Source organism: Butyrivibrio sp. AE3006, from assembly GCF_000424165.1.
GTDB lineage: Bacteria > Bacillota > Clostridia > Lachnospirales > Lachnospiraceae > Butyrivibrio.
The window spans coordinates 235,734-253,233 of sequence record NZ_AUJJ01000001.1 but is presented as its reverse complement, the minus strand read 5'-3'; the positions used below and the strand labels follow the sequence as shown (position 1 = coordinate 253,233).

At 43.1% G+C, this 17,500-nt stretch carries 12 protein-coding genes; 4 read left to right on the top strand and 8 right to left on the bottom strand.

All coding sequences use genetic code 11. The features are described from left to right. Window positions 1-157: 157 nt before the first annotated feature. Together G603_RS18745 and G603_RS0100955 are read right to left on the bottom strand one after the other, a co-directional pair. Window positions 158-1,870, bottom strand: a complete 1,713-nt coding sequence (locus G603_RS18745) for an alpha-amylase family glycosyl hydrolase (RefSeq protein ID WP_035791527.1) — start codon at window positions 1,868-1,870, stop codon at window positions 158-160. Window positions 1,871-1,941: 71 nt separating this feature from the next. Then, entirely contained in the window at window positions 1,942-2,916 is a 975-nt protein-coding gene (locus G603_RS0100955) for a hypothetical protein (RefSeq protein ID WP_330367489.1), read from the bottom strand. A gap of 163 nt (window positions 2,917-3,079) precedes the next feature. Here G603_RS0100955 and G603_RS0100950 point away from each other — a divergent pair, with 163 nt between their 5' ends. From G603_RS0100950 to G603_RS0100935, 4 genes are all read left to right on the top strand, one after another. Then, window positions 3,080-4,093 carry a LacI family DNA-binding transcriptional regulator gene (locus G603_RS0100950; RefSeq protein ID WP_026525512.1) on the top strand — a complete coding sequence of 338 codons (1,014 nt, stop codon included), beginning with the start codon at window positions 3,080-3,082 and terminating at the stop codon, window positions 4,091-4,093. Between the two features lie 291 nt (window positions 4,094-4,384). After that, on the top strand, window positions 4,385-5,746 hold the full coding sequence (locus G603_RS0100945) for an ABC transporter substrate-binding protein (protein ID WP_026669029.1): 1,362 nt from the start codon (window positions 4,385-4,387) through the stop codon (window positions 5,744-5,746). A gap of 159 nt (window positions 5,747-5,905) precedes the next feature. Next, window positions 5,906-6,958, top strand: coding sequence for a carbohydrate ABC transporter permease (locus tag G603_RS0100940; protein WP_026525514.1), 1,053 nt, complete (start codon window positions 5,906-5,908; stop codon window positions 6,956-6,958). Further along, entirely contained in the window at window positions 6,958-7,827 is an 870-nt protein-coding gene (locus tag G603_RS0100935; protein WP_026669028.1) for a carbohydrate ABC transporter permease, read from the top strand. The genes G603_RS0100940 and G603_RS0100935 overlap by 1 nt, the downstream gene beginning before the upstream one ends. Window positions 7,828-7,891: 64 nt before the next feature. Here G603_RS0100935 and G603_RS0100930 read toward each other — a convergent pair whose 3' ends face one another. The 6 genes from G603_RS0100930 to G603_RS0100905 all read right to left on the bottom strand — a co-directional run bounded on the left by G603_RS0100930 (window position 7,892) and on the right by G603_RS0100905 (window position 17,497). Then, a complete protein-coding gene (locus G603_RS0100930; RefSeq protein WP_026525516.1) occupies window positions 7,892-8,995 on the bottom strand; it encodes a hypothetical protein in 1,104 nt (367 codons plus the stop codon). Window position 8,996: 1 nt separating this feature from the next. Beyond that, the gene (locus G603_RS0100925; protein WP_026525517.1) at window positions 8,997-9,956 is read right to left on the bottom strand and encodes a glucosamine inositolphosphorylceramide transferase family protein; all 960 of its coding nucleotides are present in this window, start codon (window positions 9,954-9,956) and stop codon (window positions 8,997-8,999) included. Window positions 9,957-9,968: 12 nt separating this feature from the next. Continuing rightward, window positions 9,969-12,794, bottom strand: coding sequence for a glycoside hydrolase family 3 protein (locus tag G603_RS0100920; RefSeq protein ID WP_026669027.1), 2,826 nt, complete (start codon window positions 12,792-12,794; stop codon window positions 9,969-9,971). A 157-nt stretch (window positions 12,795-12,951) separates the two neighbouring features. Continuing rightward, window positions 12,952-14,385, bottom strand: coding sequence for an adenylosuccinate lyase (purB, locus tag G603_RS0100915; protein WP_026669026.1), 1,434 nt, complete (start codon window positions 14,383-14,385; stop codon window positions 12,952-12,954). Window positions 14,386-14,561: 176 nt separating this feature from the next. After that, the gene (gene purF / locus G603_RS0100910) at window positions 14,562-16,001 is read right to left on the bottom strand and encodes an amidophosphoribosyltransferase (protein ID WP_026669025.1); all 1,440 of its coding nucleotides are present in this window, start codon (window positions 15,999-16,001) and stop codon (window positions 14,562-14,564) included. 182 nt (window positions 16,002-16,183) lie between these two features. Beyond that, window positions 16,184-17,497, bottom strand: a complete 1,314-nt coding sequence (locus G603_RS0100905; protein WP_051207314.1) for a glycoside hydrolase family 125 protein — start codon at window positions 17,495-17,497, stop codon at window positions 16,184-16,186. Between the last annotated feature and the right edge of the window lie 3 nt (window positions 17,498-17,500).

Genomic DNA, 17,500 nt, shown 5'->3' with positions numbered 1-17,500 from the left:
AACACACTCACATATTTTATACTATTGATAATCTATCAACAAGAATTTGTTTTATGAGAAGCGGATTCTCTTTTGATTCTAGTGTGGCACAAAAAATCCCTCATCAGATGGTTCTGCACCGATGAGGGATTCATTAGTTTAAATCATCTTGCTACTATTAAATTATCTCATAATTATAAGTAGAGAAATCTGCCTTAAGTGTAATACTTGATCCGTTGTTCTCCCATGTAAAGTTCATAACAGAACCATCCTGTGTGATGCTAAGCTTTGCATCAAATCCGAAAGCAGGATTGGTGTTACGAAGTCTGAGGAGTTCAAGCTGCTTCAGAACTACAGGCTTCTTCATCATCTCTTTGATTGCTTCATTAGAAAGATTTGTACGGTTAATCTCCTTATGTCCGCCTGCGCCTGCTCTCTTAACTGCTTCAAGGTCGTTCTCGCCTGCAAAGAGGTCAAGATACCAAACCTGAGGCTTGCCGGGCATGAACATCTGCACTGCTCTTGCAAAGAGCATCTTCTGCTCATCAGCGCCAAGAGCACTGTAATATGTAGCATTAACCTGATAGTACATATTCTTCTGACCGTGAAGGTTCTTTACAAGTCCGCCTCTTCCAACGATTGTCTGGATGAGACTCTCTATTTCTTCATCAGGAATAAATCCCTTAAGATCAAGAACAGGAATACCATCGTGGCAGCCAAGCATGTTGACTACGCGGATATTTTTATCCATAAGCTCGTTTGCCCATTTAGCTAGAACTTCTCCGCTATGTTTTTCCATAGCATAGATAAGAAGTCCGGGAAGGAAGAAGTCGTAGGTCATATAACCCTTGCCTGCTACCTTCTCATAGATGCCTGCGCTGTAGCTGTCATGAATCTCAGGAAGGAGTCTTACGCCGTTCTTATCAGCGATACCCTTTACTCTCTCAAGGACATCCCATGTATCGGGCTCGTTAAGGAAGTTCTTCTTGCCGGGATCCTTGGGTGCGTATGCAAAAGCATCAAGTCTTACGATTGCTGCGCCGTAGCCTGCAAGAGTCTTTAGTGTATTCTCATAGTGCTCCCAAACAAGATCAGACTTGATATTAAGGTCCATCTGTCCAAGATATTTTCTGCCGTTTGCAAGGAATTCAAGAACCGCTGCGCGATACTCTTCATACTTGCCAAATTCAATTTCCTCGGGCTTTTTGCCTTCATCAAGACCTTCGCATACGAGCTTTGCAATTCTCTCAGCGCTCATATACTGAAGTCTTCCGCCGCCCTGCTCATCTGTAGAAGCTGCAACGCCATGAGCTTCCTTATAATCCTCAACTGCTGCAATAATGTCCTGAGCATCAGGCTTTCTGTACTGAACCTCCTGATAGAAGGTGTTCCAGTAAGGAATTTCTTTTCCGTCAGGCATGCGAACCATGAGGATAGGAAGACCGGGCTTTCTGAAAAACATATCCTTAATAAGGTCTTCTCTGGGCTGAATGTAACCCTCTTCTGTCATCTCGCCGCAGCCATCCCAGAATTTATTCCAGTTGATGAAAAAGTCAGCGTACTTGGACTTTTCACCGTTTTTCAAAAGATCCTGAAACTGAGGTGAAAGAACTGATGCGTGATTCAGAATGAAATCAAGCTTAAGATCGATTCCAAGAGCTCTTAATCTGTCCAGATCTTCCTTAGAGCCAAGTTCCTTATTGATACCATAATCGATAACTGAGAATCCGCGATCAAGGTCGGTATTGTAAATGCTGGGAAGAATATAGAAAGAACTGAAGGTATCCTTAAACTCCTCTTTTTCAAGCACTGTTACAATATCATCAAGAGTACCGCCCATACTGTCGGGATAAGCATTAAGCATAGGTCCGTTATCTACAAATTTATTCATAATTTCTCCTTTAAATCCAAAAATGAAGCCGTTAACTCACTTCACTAAAAAGAACACTTCAAAACGTATTCTTACAGTCCCATAAGGGTCTTGTACTCATCATAGCTGATGATCTCACCCTGCTTACTTACGATGATCTTAGCCTTGTGAGCCTGTGCCATAAGCTTGTTCTGCTCAAGCTCAAGAACCATCATTGTGAAAGGGCTGTCTACCTTACCATCACGAGCTCTGCTTCTTCTGTGCTCAAGAGTCTCCTGAGGTGTGCTGTTAAGAAGGATCGGAATATCAACCTCCTTCATGCAATCTGTGTTACCGTGGGTCCACTCAATGATAAGAACCTGCTTAGCTGACATATCAACTTCGTCATACCAGAGTGTGCTCTCATCTCTGCCCATTCTCTTAAGCCAGAGCTTATCTGCGCCGTTCTTGAAAGCAGCAAGGATAGAATCAACTTCTGCAAAATCTGTCTCATTGGGAGTTCCAAGATATGCATCAAGTCCTTTTTTGCCTGCCTCAAGATAAGTCTCAAACCAGGGATATTCTTTTACATGCTCTGCATTGGCATCATCATTCTGCTCCTGAAAGCCTTTAACTACATCGTAATTCTCAGGGTTCATAGCACCGCCGTCAACCATTCCTCTGATTCCGCACTGTCTGAAAGTATGAAGTCTCTCAGCATCGTTATACATAGGAATTCTGTGAGGATAGTTATCACCTGACATTGTGTAGCTTCCGATTCCGCTCTGCTCAAGCATATATGAAAGAAGTGAAGCAATCTCGGATTTACCTACACCTGATCCTCCGCATACAGTAACAACAGCTCTTCCAAAAGGATTTGCAGCAGTTACCTTTGAGAGCTCTTTAAGGAGCTTAGGGAAAATAGTCTTTGCCTTTGCAATATGGCTCTCGCCAATCTCTATCTTGTCTCCGGGCATATCTCCGTGAGGTATATCAGAAGGAATTGTAAACTCCTTCACACTAAGTGTCTCAACCATTTCATCAGTCACAGGTGTCATTGGACCAATCTTACCAAAAACAGTATTCATCTTTTATTCCTTTCAAAAAAATCCTTGGTTTTAACTTTAACGCAAAAGTTTCTTATATTATGTGCATTTTCGAGTTTTTGACAGCACTTTATTCTCGTGCTATGTTAACAATATAATCAATTTGGAACTTTTGTAAAGTAAAATTTTATGACCGGGTTTTTTCATGATTACAATTAAAGAAATTGCGACACAACTAAATATGAGTACCACTACGGTTTCCAACGTTATTCACGGCAAGACCGGAGAAGTTTCTCCTGCCACGATTAAAATTGTGGAGGATTACTTAAAGAAGGTCGATTATGTTCCAAATATCAATGCAAGAAATCTTGCACAGAACCAATCGAAAATAATCGGCGTTGCCCTGAAGGCCCGTGCTGACAAGTACGAGAATCTTCTTATGGATCCTTTCGTTTCCGAACTCATCGGTGGCATCGAGGAATCCATAAGGAACGCAGGCTACTTTATGATGCTCTATATTTCAAGAGATACCAACGAAATAATGCGTCACGTATCGACCTGGAATGTGGATGGTCTCCTTCTATTCGGTATGATCGACAACGACGGAATCCGTGTCAGTGAGAGGTACAAAAAGCCCATAGTATGCATAGATACATACTCTATAGAAGGTCTTAAGCACTTCATAAATGTAGGTCTGAACGACAGACAGGGCTGCTTTGATATGGTCAACTATATGATAAAACAGGGCCATAAAAAGATAGCATTCCTTTCAGATAACATGCGAGGCGTCGACTATGAACGTTTCTCCGGCTACAAATATGCTCTTGAAGGAAACGGCATACATTATGATGAAAGCTGGTTTTTGCAGATAAAACCCAAAAACGAGGATATAGAAAAATCACTTGATGATATCTGCAAGCGCATTCCGGAATTCGACGGCGTAATGTGCGTATCCGATCTGTATGCGGTACAGCTCATGTGTGCTCTCAAGGACAGAGGCGTAAATGTTCCCGAGGATATTTCCATAGCAGGTTTTGATGATACTCTGCTGGGTCAGCTCCACAGACCTGCTCTTACTACTGTTCACCAGGATGTAAAGCAAAAGGGAATCATGGCCACGGATATCCTGCTTAAAAGAATTAAGGGAGAAAAAACTCCCAAGCAGGTTCAGCTTCCCACAGAGCTAATCATCCGAGACACAGTAAAATGCAGGCTTTAACTATACAATCTATACAATAAAAACTTTAAGAATACCGAAAACGTTTGAGCAATATGTATACAAAACATATTGCTCTTCTTTTTTCACTTTTCAAAAATTTAATAATTTTGCAAAGTCAGTGATGACGGGCTTTTGCGCGTAAGGTGTCTTAAAATCTGATAAGTTTATAAATTTTTTTCTTGATATTATTCCATTAACGTGATATTTTACTTGTAGCATAAAACTTATGCGCAAAAGTAACCACTAACCACTATGCGGGTGGCTAGCAAAGTGCACAACAAGGAGGGTAACATGAAAAAGAAAGTATTATCTATTCTTCTCGCCGGAACAATGGCGCTCAGCATGACAGCATGCGGCGGATCAACCGGCACAACTGACACAGCTGCTGATACAGCAGAGTCAACAGAGACAGCTACAGAGTCCACAGAGGCTGCTGAGTCTACAGAGGCTACTGAGTCTACAGAGGCTGCTGAGTCTACTGCTTCAGCTGGAGCAATCAGACTTCTTAATGGTAAGCCTGAGATCAACGATCAGCTTAAAGAACTCGCTGAGCTTTACAAGTCTGAGACCGGTAATGAAGTTGTTATCGAGACAATCGGTGGCGACACAAGCGCCGGTGATGAGCTCAAGAAAATGTACCAGGCTGACAACATGCCTGACATCTTCGTTATCGAAGCAAACCAGGCTGCTACATGGGACGGAATGCTTGCTGATCTCGCCGGTGAAGAATGGACAGACAAGACAGGCTTCGAGCTTGTTAATGATTCCATGGGAACAATCGGCTTCCCTTATACAGTAGAGGCTACAGCTCTTGGTTACAACGCTGACATCCTTTCACAGGCAGGCGTTGATCCTTCTACTCTTACAAGCCCTGATGCTTGGAAGGCTGCTTGCGAAGCAATCGATGCAAAGAAGGATGAGCTTGGACTTACAGCTGTATTCGCATGGTGCGCAGAGCCCACAAACCTTGGCTGGTCTTCAGGTACACACGTATTTGGTCAGTACCTTGATGCAGGTCTTAAGGCAGACGACACAACATACATCGATCTTCTTAACGACGGCGGTCAGATCGATGAGGCAAGAATGAAGAACTTCGCTGAGTTCGTTGGTATGATGAACCAGTACTCTGACAAGGATCATCTTCTTGTTGACGGAACATATGATGAGCAGGTTGCCGGATTCAAGGAAGGCAAGTTTGCTTTCATCACACAGGGTAACTGGTGTGTAACATCTCCTGATGATGTATCATTCGAAGTTGGTTTTGCTCCTTATGCATTTGAGGATGGCATTAACACAATCATCGCAGGTCCTCCGTCATACTGGGTAGCTTACAAGGACGGCAACGTAGATGCTTCTAAGGCATTCTTCAACTGGTGCGCAGGCGATTCAGCTCAGAACATCCTTGTAAACAAGGCTGGTCTTGTATCTCCTTTCGATGATTGCCAGTATGAAGCAACAAATCCTTTCTATAAGAGCATGAAGAGCTACATCGATGCAGGCAACTACAGCGGATGGCACACAATGCTTAAGAAGGACGGTCTTCAGAACGAGACATGTCAGGTATTTGCAGATTATGCAAAGGGATCAATCGCTGACGCTGATGAGTTCGTTGAGAAGATTTCATCTGTAATCAAGGGTTACTACGCTGAATAATTTATAGTCACTTTTATAAATACCGGGCAGAGCAAATGCTCTGCCCGATTTATCTCGTAATACTAACTGATTTTCAACATATTTTACTTATCAAATTATTTACTTAGCAGAGAACTTTAAATCTATTGACAGGCTTTAGGCCATAAAGGAGATTCTTGCATGAAAACACCATCTTCGACTAAAGGAGCTCTTTCCATACTTTGCCTGATCGCAGGGCTAGGACTACTTATATGGTCTCTCGCTCTGGATTTCACTAAATCGGAAGCTTCTTTCCGTGGCACTACACTTATCCTGGGTATAGTAGGCATAGTTTTAGGATTATACTTCTTCCCCACACTTAAGCATCACCGTACAATTATTAACATTCTTTTCTTATTCCCGCTGCTGTTTGCCTTTTTGGTAACAGTTATCATTCCCCTCTTCCTTGGTATTGGTTATTCCTTTACTGATTGGGACGGAATCAGAGTAAGAAATACTGTTGGACTTACCAATTACACAAGTATGTTTACACAGCCAAGCTTCCTTTGGTCTATATTCCTGACATTCTTGTTCGTTGTATGTAACATGATAATGGTTAACCTGGTAGCATTCCTTCTGGCTCTTCTTTGCACATCAAAGATCAAGGGTCTTGGATTCTTCAGAGCAGCTTACTTCCTGCCTAACCTTATCGGTGGTATCGTACTTGGTTACATATGGCAGTTCATTTTCAGTAACGTTGTTACTAAGGTATTTAACACTCAGTATTCGATGATCGCTGACACAGGAACAGCTTTCCTTGCAGTTATCATAGTTTATATCTGGCAGTACGCCGGATACATAATGCTCATCTACATCACAGGTCTTAATACTATTCCCGGCGATGTACTTGAAGCTTCAGCTATTGACGGAGCAGGTCCCATGCAGACTCTTTTCGAGATAAAGATTCCTATGATCGCTCCTACAATTACAATTTGTACATTCCTTACACTTACAAGTGCATTCAAGCAGTTCGATGTAAACCTTGCACTTACAAATGGTAAGGGATCCGTTGATATTTTTGGAAATTACCTCACAAATGGTACCGAGATGCTTGCTCTTAATATCTATAACACAGCAGTTATTAAGAACAATTACGCACTTGGTCAGGCAAAGGCCGTATTGTTCTTCATCATTTTGGCCTGCGTATCCATTTTACAGGTTCGCATATCTAACAAGAAGGAGGTTGAATTATAATGCATACCAAGGAAAAAACATCCAGCGTAATAATCCGCTTCATCATTGCTATTATAATTGCAGCTTATGTGCTGTTCCCTTTCTTCCTTGTTGTAATCAACTCCTTCAAGGATGCTAATGAGATCACTTCAAATCCTATCGGATTTAACGGCGCATCCTTCAGCAAGCTTATTAGAAACCTTGATGAAGTTATTAACAACTCAAGCTTTACATTCTGGCAGACCTTTGGTTATTCAGCACTTATTACTGTTCTGTCTCTTGGACTTCTTGCTTTGTTCGGAGCCATGGCAGCATGGGTTATCTGCCGTAACAAGACTGTATGGTCAAATGTGATCTACTTCACATTCATCGCATCCATGATCATTCCTTTCCAGGTAGTTATGCTTCCTCTTATCTCTACCTTCAGAGATGTAGGAAAGTTCATCGGTATTCCGATGCTTAAGTCCGTTCCCGGTATCGTATTTGCTTACCTGGGATTCGGTGGTGCCATGACAGTATTCATTCTCGTAGGATTTATTAAGGGAATTCCTTTTGATCTTGAGGAAGCAGCATCAATTGACGGATGCTCACCTGAACAGGTATTTTTCAAGGTTATCTTCCCTCTTCTTACACCTGTTATTACAACAGTAACAATCCTTAACGGAATGTGGATCTGGAACGATTATCTTCTGCCTTCAATGATGCTTGGTCAGAACGGTCCGGTTAAAACACTTCCCGTTGCAGTTCAGGCTTTCGTAGGTTCCTACGTTAAGCAGTGGAACCTGATTCTGGCAGCTGCACTTCTTGCAATCCTGCCTATGATCGTCCTCTTCCTTATCGCTCAGAAGCAGATCATGGAAGGTATGATCGAGGGAGCTGTTAAAGGTTAACTTTCCATTTTAATAAGCCGTCCGGTTTACTACCACCGGGCGGCTTTTATATTACATCTTTTCATTACAGCACATCGCTGTCGATATTCCTAAATTCACAACCTTCCATTTGTTTGCGATAGCGGCAATTGGCTGATACTATCAGCGGGCCACCGCGAAGCCCAAAGGGCATATTCGTCGCATTCCTAAAATGAAGCTTTTTAAGGATGTATCCATCTTCTGTCTCATCATTGACAAAGGGCACTTCCATAAGTCCGCCAAGATCTATGAATTTTGAGAAAAGAAGTCTGCAGATTCTGAGTTTTTCATCATTATCACGGGCTTCTGTATGATAATCATCTATTATCACCATGTATCCCTTTGCTTTTTTCCTAAGGTGGCAAAGCGCATAGCCCATAAGACTACCGGTCCTGGTTCTAAGTACCGACCAGAAAAATCTGGTATCGGGATTATATGAGAACTTCCACCTGTATATGTCAGAAGTATGCATGAAATGGCACATGGACTCTGCCCATAACCTTGAAATCTCAGCATCGGATATGGGCACCATGAACTTTTTGAGCTCCTTTTTGATGTTATCCTTATCCAGCTCACTGTAGCTTATTACAGGGAAAAGCTCCAGTTCTTCATTATCTCCCGGCTTAAGATTTTTTAATGAGCAAAAGCCCCTAAAACCTTTATCCAGTATCTTAGTGATCTTACCCTCACCAAATACGAATCCCCAGGGTGCTGTGGGATAAACGTAGTGACATAGCCAGACTACTTTATTGTATCCGTAATGCAAGAGCCTTGGATATGAATTCTTATTGGGAAGTCCGATGATAAAATCGCACTCCTTATTACCTTCTTCAAATGCTTTGAAAGCCTTGGAATAATGGCCCTTCCCCCTTGCATGCGGCGCAACGGCTCCGTCAACTGCCTGTGCTACATTCATAACTCTTTTATCATATATGAGCTTCATACCGATAAAAGCAGATAGTCCCGCAGGCTTATCATCCTCCCATGTAATTGAGAAAGGCTCTGATACCCTGAATGGATTACCATAATGCTCATTAGCATAAATCTCAGGATCTATTTCTATTTCATCTCCATAGACCTGATTCATTATCCCCATGGCTTCTTCTAATGACTTTCGCTGATTTTCTGTCAGTGAGTCCAAAATGCTCATGTCAATGTCTCCTCAACACTCTTTTCACATATTTAAGAGGATTCCATTCCATGTACTTAAGGTCAATTACTTCATAAGCATCATTGTGGCAATAGGAATGAACTCCATCCCCCTTAGGAGCTCCCTTTACTACTATATCATCTGCAGGAATGCGCCACTTGGCTTTATCTGCAAGAAGGATGCGCTCTTCACTGTAGGGATAAAAATCCATGGCTATTCCATAGGAAGTCTGTTTACTCTCCTGAGCAGCTACATATCTTTTGCCCTCGTAGGTAAGGATATTTCCGCCATTTCTGGATTTAAGATCATACTCCTGAGCGCTGTTGAACTTTACATCCTCTTCGATACTAAAGCCCTTCTCCTCATCGAATCTAATCTCAAATTTCTGGAATCTGCATTCATACTCTTTATAAGGGCTGACCTCACAGGTAAGTATCCTGATACTGTCAGCGGTTTTACTTATAATGGCTGTATCAACGAATTTTCTTCCAAGCTTGAATACTTTTACGGTCTCCCATTTATCAGGGAATACAACCGCCTTGTATAAGCGTATGGAATCATCTGCGCTGGTCTCAGGTATCATATAGGTCTCTCCCCTAAAGTCAAAGACCATAGGGAAGGACATGTGGAAGGGTTCACGAATGATAACTTTGGGTTTGGTCGCACCTGCCACCGTAAGCTCACACACCGCAATCCTTCCAATTACTTTTTTCTTATCAAAGGCTTCCATAAAAAGATAGGAACTGCTATCTCTAGTGTAGATTACAGGATCAGCATACCAGTATCTTTTGCTTGTGGGCACCGCATCAAATTCACCATGCCCTGTGATTCCAAGAAAGGTATCATCGCTGTATTTTCTATAACCTGTCACATACACATCATCAAAGGAAAGAAGCTTCTTTACAATGGTCTTCTTATCCATTTTTGCTATCTTTTTAAGCTTGTTTGTAATACCACTCATTAACGGCTCCAATTATTCTTCATCTTTTTTCATTAAGGCTTCAAGGCCACCCTTGAACATATCCTCAAGGTCTTTTGTAAGCTTAAGCTTAATGGATTTAAACTCAAGTCCTGCCTGTCCAAAGTAGAACTTCAGATAATAGTTAACCATAAATGACGGAGGAAGCTCAACCTCTACTGTCTGCCATTCAGTGTCCATACCTGTAAGTGTGACGGTACGGATGAGATTTCTGTCCATAAATATTGAAAGCGGAAGCTGTGCCATTGCAGGCTGATCCTTTGCTCTCATCACAAGCTCTACAGTGATGGCACCTCTTCTGGCAGTAGTGATGGCAAATGCCTTTGTTTCGCCCTTTTCTGCCTTTAAGTGCTTAGGATCAAGAACCATCTCTTCCTTATCCATAAGAACAGGAACCATACTCTTGAGCATAGCATCATCACCTGCTTCTACAGCCTTTGCAAGCTCCTTATCAAGAGCGGACTCAATACCGAGGCTATGCTTCCAAACGGGAGCCTTAAGAAGGAAATTGCAGATGTTTGCAGCACATCTTACAAGCTCATATCTTGTTACTGTTCCAAGCTTGAGGGCACCGTTAAGGTTATCCTCATTACTGTTGGCACCGGCATCGCTGTTAACCATGTTAAGGTCATTCTGAGCTCTTACCTGTGCAGCAAGATTCTTATAACTGCCCTTCTGGCCTGCTTCGTCGTTACCCATTGCCCACCAGTCAGTCATTACAATACCGTCAAATCCCCACTCACCGCGAAGGATTGTGGTAAGAAGGTCATAGCTGCTGGAGGTATAGATACCATTTACAGGGCCATAAGTGCTCATTACAGCGCGGGCATCACCCTCTCTTACTGCCATCTCAAAGCCCTTAAGATAAATCTCACGAAGGGCACGCTCAGAGATTACAGAGTCTACAAAATGACGCTTAAGCTCCTGAGTGTTGCCGCAGAAGTGCTTGATAACGCCGGTAACATCATATTTGTGCATACCTTTAAGCTGAGCAACAACCATTTTTCCTGTAAGAACAGGATCCTCTGAGAAGTACTCGAAGTTTCTTCCGCCAAGAGGACTTCTGTGGATGTTCATTCCGGGTCCAAGAAGAGCATCGATTCTGTTTCTTCTAAGATCAAGGCCTTCCCATCTGAAAAGCTCTTCGTTTATATCTTCATTAAAAGTACAAGCCAGGCAGGTTCCGTTAGGAAGTGAGAAAGCATGTGTTCCGCAGTCCATTCTGATACCGCTGGGGCCATCGGAGCAGCCGCCTACAGGAATGCCAAAGCCCTTAAGGTTCTCTGTTACGCCGCCGTATGCTCCTGCAATACCGGGGGTAACCTTTGGAGAGCACATACCCTCACCGCGCATCATAGCGCAAAGGTCATCATCTGAAAGCTGTGCAAGGAAATCCTCCATGGAAACCTTACCGTCAGCCACATCCTTAAGCTTATAGCCCTTGTCACCTGTGTATGCTTTAGCCTCTTTAAGGGCATCTTTTCTCTTCTTATTGGGATCTGAGGTTCTTGTGGGAACATCCTCATAGCCCTTTGCAAAAAGTCCGCAGGCTTCTTCGGGAACAAGGCGCTTAAAGTTCTGAACAGGAGCGTATGCTTCCTCACACTTAGCTGTAACCTTGAGCTTCTTAATCTCAAACTCTCCTACAGCCTCGGCGCTTCTTACATCAAAGCCTCCGTAAATGGTATAAGTACCCTCTTCCATTACATAGCAGGACTTATGCTTTGTTTTGCCTGAATCATCATAGGATGACATCCAGTAGTCAGGAACGTTGATCTCCACAGTCTGTGATGCGCCTGCGGGAAGAAGATCAGTCTTGGTAAAGCCCACTAGTACTCTTGCAGCCTTGCCAAGCTTGCCCTGAGGAGCCTGCATGTAAACCTGAACCGCCTGCTTACCTGCTACCTTACCTGTGTTAGTAACTGTAAGAGCCACCTTCACAGCATCCTTATCATATTTAAAGGACTTCTTCTCTATAGAAAACTCTGTATATGAAAGGCCAAATCCGAAGGGATAAAGAACCTTATCCTTAGCAAAGGTCTCAAAATAGCGATATCCTACGTAGATGTCCTCGCTCTGAAAATTCTCCTTCTCGGAGCCGAAGTTCTCGGTTGAAGGATAGTCCTCGATGCGCTCAGCGATGGTGTCTGCAAGATGACCTGAAGGATTAACATCGCCTGTAAGAACGTCAAGAACAGCGTTACCGCCTTCCTGACCGCCCTGCCATACATAGAGTACAGCTGCAGGGTCAAGCTCCTTAACCCATCTCATATCAATGATATTACCAACATTAAGCAGCACTACTGTGCGTTGGAACTTCTTAGAGATCTTAGCAATAGCATCTCTCTCGGTATCTGTAAGGAGGATACTTCCGGGCTCATTTTTGCTGTCCTGATCCTCACCTGCTGTTCTGCCTATGATGAAAATAGCAACCTCGGACTCCTTTGCAGCTTCTGCTACCAGCTTGTCTGTGAGAGGCATCTCCTCCTGGAACCAAGGCTCTGCTGCCCAGCCCACACCTGTATCAAAGGGATGTTCCTTAACGAATTCCTCGTAGGCCTTTCTCACTTTCTTGTTGAGCTTGAATTTCTTAGATTCTTCAAGGGCTTCATAGATTCCAACAACATAGTCTACATTGACCATACCGCCTGAACCTGTTCCGCTCTTGTAATAGTTCATCTGGCTTCTTCCAAAAACTGCTACCTTAGCATTTTTCTCAATCGGAAGTGCACCTCTGTCGTTTTTCAGAAGAACAATACCTTCTGCTGCTGCAGCTCGTGCAGTTTCCGCAAATTTCTTAATATCCCATGTCTTTCCCATATAAAAACTACCTCATTTTCTGTACTTGGTTGTTAGTGCATATTAAATATTATGCAACATAACATACAGAAAATGAAGTAGCGATATTTTACTTTTGATGCTCTTTTTTTGTTATTGCGATGTCCTATTTTTTACCTGTAAAAAATGGGTTCAGATATTAAACGTTAATCTCAGCTGTGAGCCCAAGATCTGCCTTGTTGGCATCGAGAATGGGATTAACAACCTCTGCAAGGAAACGCTCTACCTGGTGTGCACTGCAGCCTGTGTACTTCTTTGGATCCATGCACTCCTTAATCTTATCCTCTGTCATGTGGAAAGCAGGATCCTTTACGATCATATCAAGAAGGTCGTTGTCGAGGCCATCCTTTTTAACGTGGTCGCCGGCTATCATGGAGAGCTCTCTGATCTTCTCGTGAAGCTCCTGGCGGTTGCCGCCAAGTTTAACAGCATCCATCATGATGTTCTCAGTAGCCATGAAGGGAAGCTCTGACATAAGACGCTTCTCGATAACCTTGGGATATACCACAAGACCGTCTGTAACGTTCATGCAAAGATCAAGGATACCATCGATTGCAAGGAAGCCCTCAGCTATTGAAAGTCTCTTATTAGCTGAGTCATCAAGTGTTCTCTCAAACCACTGTGAAATCTCTGTGATCGCAGGGTTAAGTGTGTCTACGATAACATATCTGGAAAGTGAGCAGATTCTCTCACTTCTCATGGGATTTCTCTTGTATGCCATTGCGGATGAACCGATCTGCTTTGCTTCATGAGGCTCCTCAACCTCTTTAAGATGCTGAAGAAGTCTGATATCCTGAGCCATCTTTGTAGCAGATGATGCGATTCCTGCAAGTACGTTAACAACCTTCATATCGATCTTACGGCTGTAGGTCTGGCCTGAAACTGCCATGCAGCCCTTGAAGCCCATCTTCTCAGCAAGCATGGGATCAAGCTTATCAACCTTGGTAAGATCTCCGTCAAAAAGTTCAAGGAAGGAAGCCTGTGTTCCTGTTGTTCCCTTTGATCCAAGAAGCTTCATGTTATCAAGAACATAATCAAGGTCCTCAAGATCGATTGTGAAATCCTGAAGCCACAGGGATGCTCTTTTACCTACTGTGGTAGGCTGAGCAGGCTGAAAGTGTGTAAATCCAAGAGTAGGAAGATCCTTATACTCATCGGCAAACTTTGCAAGACAGCTGATAACGTTAAGAAGCTTTCTTCTAACGAGTTTAAGAGCCTCAGTCATGATGATGATATCTGTGTTATCACCAACATAGCAGCTTGTAGCACCAAGGTGAATGATACCTGCTGCCTTGGGGCACTGCTGTCCGTAAGCATACACATGGCTCATAACATCATGGCGAACTTCCTTTTCTCTGGCTCTTGCGACATCATAGTTGATGTCATCCTGGTGAGATTTAAGTTCATCGATCTGCTCCTGTGTAATATTAAGGCCAAGCTCCTTCTCAATCTCTGCCAGGGCAATCCAAAGCTTTCTCCAGGTTTTGAACTTCATATCCTGTGAAAAGATGTACTGCATCTCCTTACTTGAATAGCGCTCTGAAAGCGGGCTGGTATAACGATCTGTACTCATATGGTCCTCCTTTTAATTAACATATACTACGCTATAACGCGTGACTTCGCTTAGCTCCCGTCACGCTACGTACATTCGGAATCCGCACTAATCGTGCTACTTCCTCATGTACGTTATGTCTTCGAATTCACTCAAAAAAAATTGCCAGCAATTTTTTTGAGTAAACTCTCATCCATCTATCGCTCAAATTCGCCCCTGATATCTTCTTCCGGAGGTGCTACAGGATATTCTCCCGTAAAGCATCCCTTACAGATATCAAACTTATGTCCAACGAGTTCCTCAAGTCTCTCTTCTCTAAGATATCCCAGTGAATCAGCACCGATTATCTCGCATATCTCATCGATGCTTCTATTATATGCTATAAGCTGCTCTCTTGCAGGGACATCTGTTCCAAAATAGCAGGGCCATAAGAATGGCGGTGAGCTGACTCTCATGTGAACCTCTGTAGCTCCTGCATCTCTAAGCATTCTAACGATTCTGTCTGATGTGGTTCCGCGGACGATTGAATCATCGATCATGATAACTCTCTTGCCATCAACCACATGCTTTAGAGCATTTAGTTTAACCTGTACGCTGCTCTCACGGCTCTTTTGTCCGGGCTTAATGAAGGTTCTTCCGATGTACTGGTTTTTAACAAAGGCCTGTCCATAAGGAATTCCCGATTCCATGGAATAGCCAAGGGCTGCGCAGTTACCGGATTCAGGAACACCCACAACAACATCCGCTTCCACCGGTGAATCCTGAGCAAGGAAACGACCTGCTTTAATTCTGGATTCATATACGCTTACGCCGTCAAGAATGCTGTCCGGTCTTGCAAAGTAAATATATTCAAAAATGCAATGACCGCATTTTACGCTGCCAACCATCTGTCTGTTGGACTCAATGCCCTTCTGGGGCGAAATGGTAACAATCTCTCCGGGCTCAACATCTCTGATATACTCTGCTCCGATGGTATCAAGAGCGCAGGTCTCTGATGCCAGGATATAGCAGTTATCTCTTTTTCCTATCACAAGGGGTCTGAAGCCGTTGGGATCTCTTGCTCCGATCAGCTTCCTGGGAGACATGATAACCAGTGAATAAGCACCTTTTATCTTATTCATGGCATTAGCCACAGCACCTTCAACACTTGCTGTATTAAGTCTCTCCCTGGCGATGTGGTAAGCAATAACCTCTGAATCGATGGTGGTCTGGAAAATAGCACCTGTGTAAGCAAGTTCTTCTCGAAGCTCCGGAGCATTAACCAGATTACCGTTATGGGCCATTGCTAAAGTCCCCTTAACGTAATTAAGGACAAGGGGCTGAGCGTTCTCTCTGGTGCTTGAACCTGCCGTCGAATATCTGACGTGTCCTACACCTATATCACCGTGCATTCCCGAAAGAATGTCGTGATTAAACGCTTCATTAACCAGTCCCATGTCCTTATGACTCGTTACTTTTCCTTTGGGTCCCATTGTCTCGCTGACGGCTATACCGCAGCTCTCCTGCCCTCTGTGCTGAAGGGACAATAACCCGTAATAAATTGATTGTGCGACATCACCGCCACCGAAATCATACATTCCGAAGACGCCGCACTCTTCCCCAATCTTGTCACTTTCACTTAAAAAGTAATTTTTCATATTCCTACCTGCTACTATAAGCAATCTTTTGAAACAAGACTTATAGTAACATTACAAGGTCTATGTAAGCAATAATCCATAATAAAAAAATTGCAGCTTATCAGACAATAAATTTTGTGCAATACGCTAAGATTATTTTTATGCTTCACAATCACCATAACCAAAAGCAGGAATTAAGCTTATCAGTACAAATCGTAGGCATCGATTACAAAAAGTGAGAAAAGAGAGTTGGACCATGCAAACCACTCTCTAGTGAATTTTGCGGGATCATCCTTATGGAAGCCCTCATGCATATAGCCTGTGCCTACATCGGTACTAATTAGTTTCTCGATAAGCTCTGCTCTCTCCTCTTTATCATCGCTGGTAAGTCCCTGCATGGACAAAGCGATATGCCAGATATAATCCTTTGGCGTGTGAGGTGAGCCGATTCCCTTTGCGGCAGTTCCTTCATAATAATAAGGATTCATGCTGCTAAGGACAGCTTTTCTTGTTGCCTTATAAATAGCATCATTTCCGGATATTGATGTAAGGAAGGGAATCGACATAAGGCTTGGTACATTGGCATCATCCATAAAATTCACATTGCCAAGACCATCTGTCTCGTAGGCATAGATTGTGTAGCCCTCAGCATCCTTCATCATGCCATACTTTGCTATACCCTCTTCTACCTTTTCTCTTATAGTCTTTGCTCTTTTTCCGATCTCTCCGTCTCCTATTCTCTCAGAGAGCTTTTCAAGGTATCCGAGAACCTCAACAGCAAAGAGATTAGCAGGAATAAGATAGCCATATTTGCAGGCATCATCACTGGGCCTGAAGCCTGACCAGATCATACCGGTAGCAGCTACGGGATTACCCTTTCCTTCAAAGGGAAGGGTGTCTGATTCAGGACAGTTATCTCTCTCAAAATAGTATGCGGATTTATCGGTATGATCCTGCTCTGTCTCCATGGTATCAAGGATTTTACCGATTCCTCGTCTTACTTCCTCATCAAGTACAGACTCATCACCTGTCGCATCCACATACATATAAAGAAGCCTGATAGGATAGCAGATAGAATCCAGCTCGTATTTTCTCTCCCAGTCCCAGGGATTGTCCTCTGTCCTGTCCTTTGCCCAGCATCTGCCGTTTGCTTCTTTATTAAAAGCATTAGCGTAAGGATCGATACAGATCTGCTCAAACTGTTTTCTTATGACACCTTTAACGAGCTCACCGATTGCGCCTGTTTTATCTGTTCCAGCAAAGGGCAGATAGTGGCATACCTGAGCACTGCTGTCGCGAAGCCACATAGCTTCAATGTCACCTGTTATAAGGAAAACTTTGCCATCCTTTGTACACTGCATTGTGGTATCAGCAGTGTTCACAAAGCACTTTTTAAAAGTACTTACAAGCTTGTCGGAGGCGCCTTTTTCCTTAAGTCTTGCTGCAAGTACCTCAGAAAGCCTGTTTATACGTTCCTTTATTTCGTTTTCTCTGGTGATATCTCTTTCAAAGCTCATAAT

Excerpts from the sequence above, each read along its gene's own strand:
- G603_RS18745 (WP_035791527.1), bottom strand. The coding sequence starts at position 1,870 with ATGAATAAATTTGTAGATAACGGACCTATGCTTAATGCTTATCCCGAC.
- G603_RS0100955 (WP_330367489.1), bottom strand. The coding sequence starts at position 2,916 with ATGAATACTGTTTTTGGTAAGATTGGTCCAATGACACCTGTGACTGAT.
- G603_RS0100950 (WP_026525512.1), top strand. The coding sequence starts at position 3,080 with ATGATTACAATTAAAGAAATTGCGACACAACTAAATATGAGTACCACT.
- G603_RS0100945 (WP_026669029.1), top strand. The coding sequence starts at position 4,385 with ATGAAAAAGAAAGTATTATCTATTCTTCTCGCCGGAACAATGGCGCTC.
- G603_RS0100940 (WP_026525514.1), top strand. The coding sequence starts at position 5,906 with ATGAAAACACCATCTTCGACTAAAGGAGCTCTTTCCATACTTTGCCTG.
- G603_RS0100935 (WP_026669028.1), top strand. The coding sequence starts at position 6,958 with ATGCATACCAAGGAAAAAACATCCAGCGTAATAATCCGCTTCATCATT.
- G603_RS0100930 (WP_026525516.1), bottom strand. The coding sequence starts at position 8,995 with ATGAGCATTTTGGACTCACTGACAGAAAATCAGCGAAAGTCATTAGAA.
- G603_RS0100925 (WP_026525517.1), bottom strand. The coding sequence starts at position 9,956 with ATGAGTGGTATTACAAACAAGCTTAAAAAGATAGCAAAAATGGATAAG.
- G603_RS0100920 (WP_026669027.1), bottom strand. The coding sequence starts at position 12,794 with ATGGGAAAGACATGGGATATTAAGAAATTTGCGGAAACTGCACGAGCT.
- purB (WP_026669026.1), bottom strand. The coding sequence starts at position 14,385 with ATGAGTACAGATCGTTATACCAGCCCGCTTTCAGAGCGCTATTCAAGT.
- purF (WP_026669025.1), bottom strand. The coding sequence starts at position 16,001 with ATGAAAAATTACTTTTTAAGTGAAAGTGACAAGATTGGGGAAGAGTGC.
- G603_RS0100905 (WP_051207314.1), bottom strand. The coding sequence starts at position 17,497 with ATGAGCTTTGAAAGAGATATCACCAGAGAAAACGAAATAAAGGAACGT.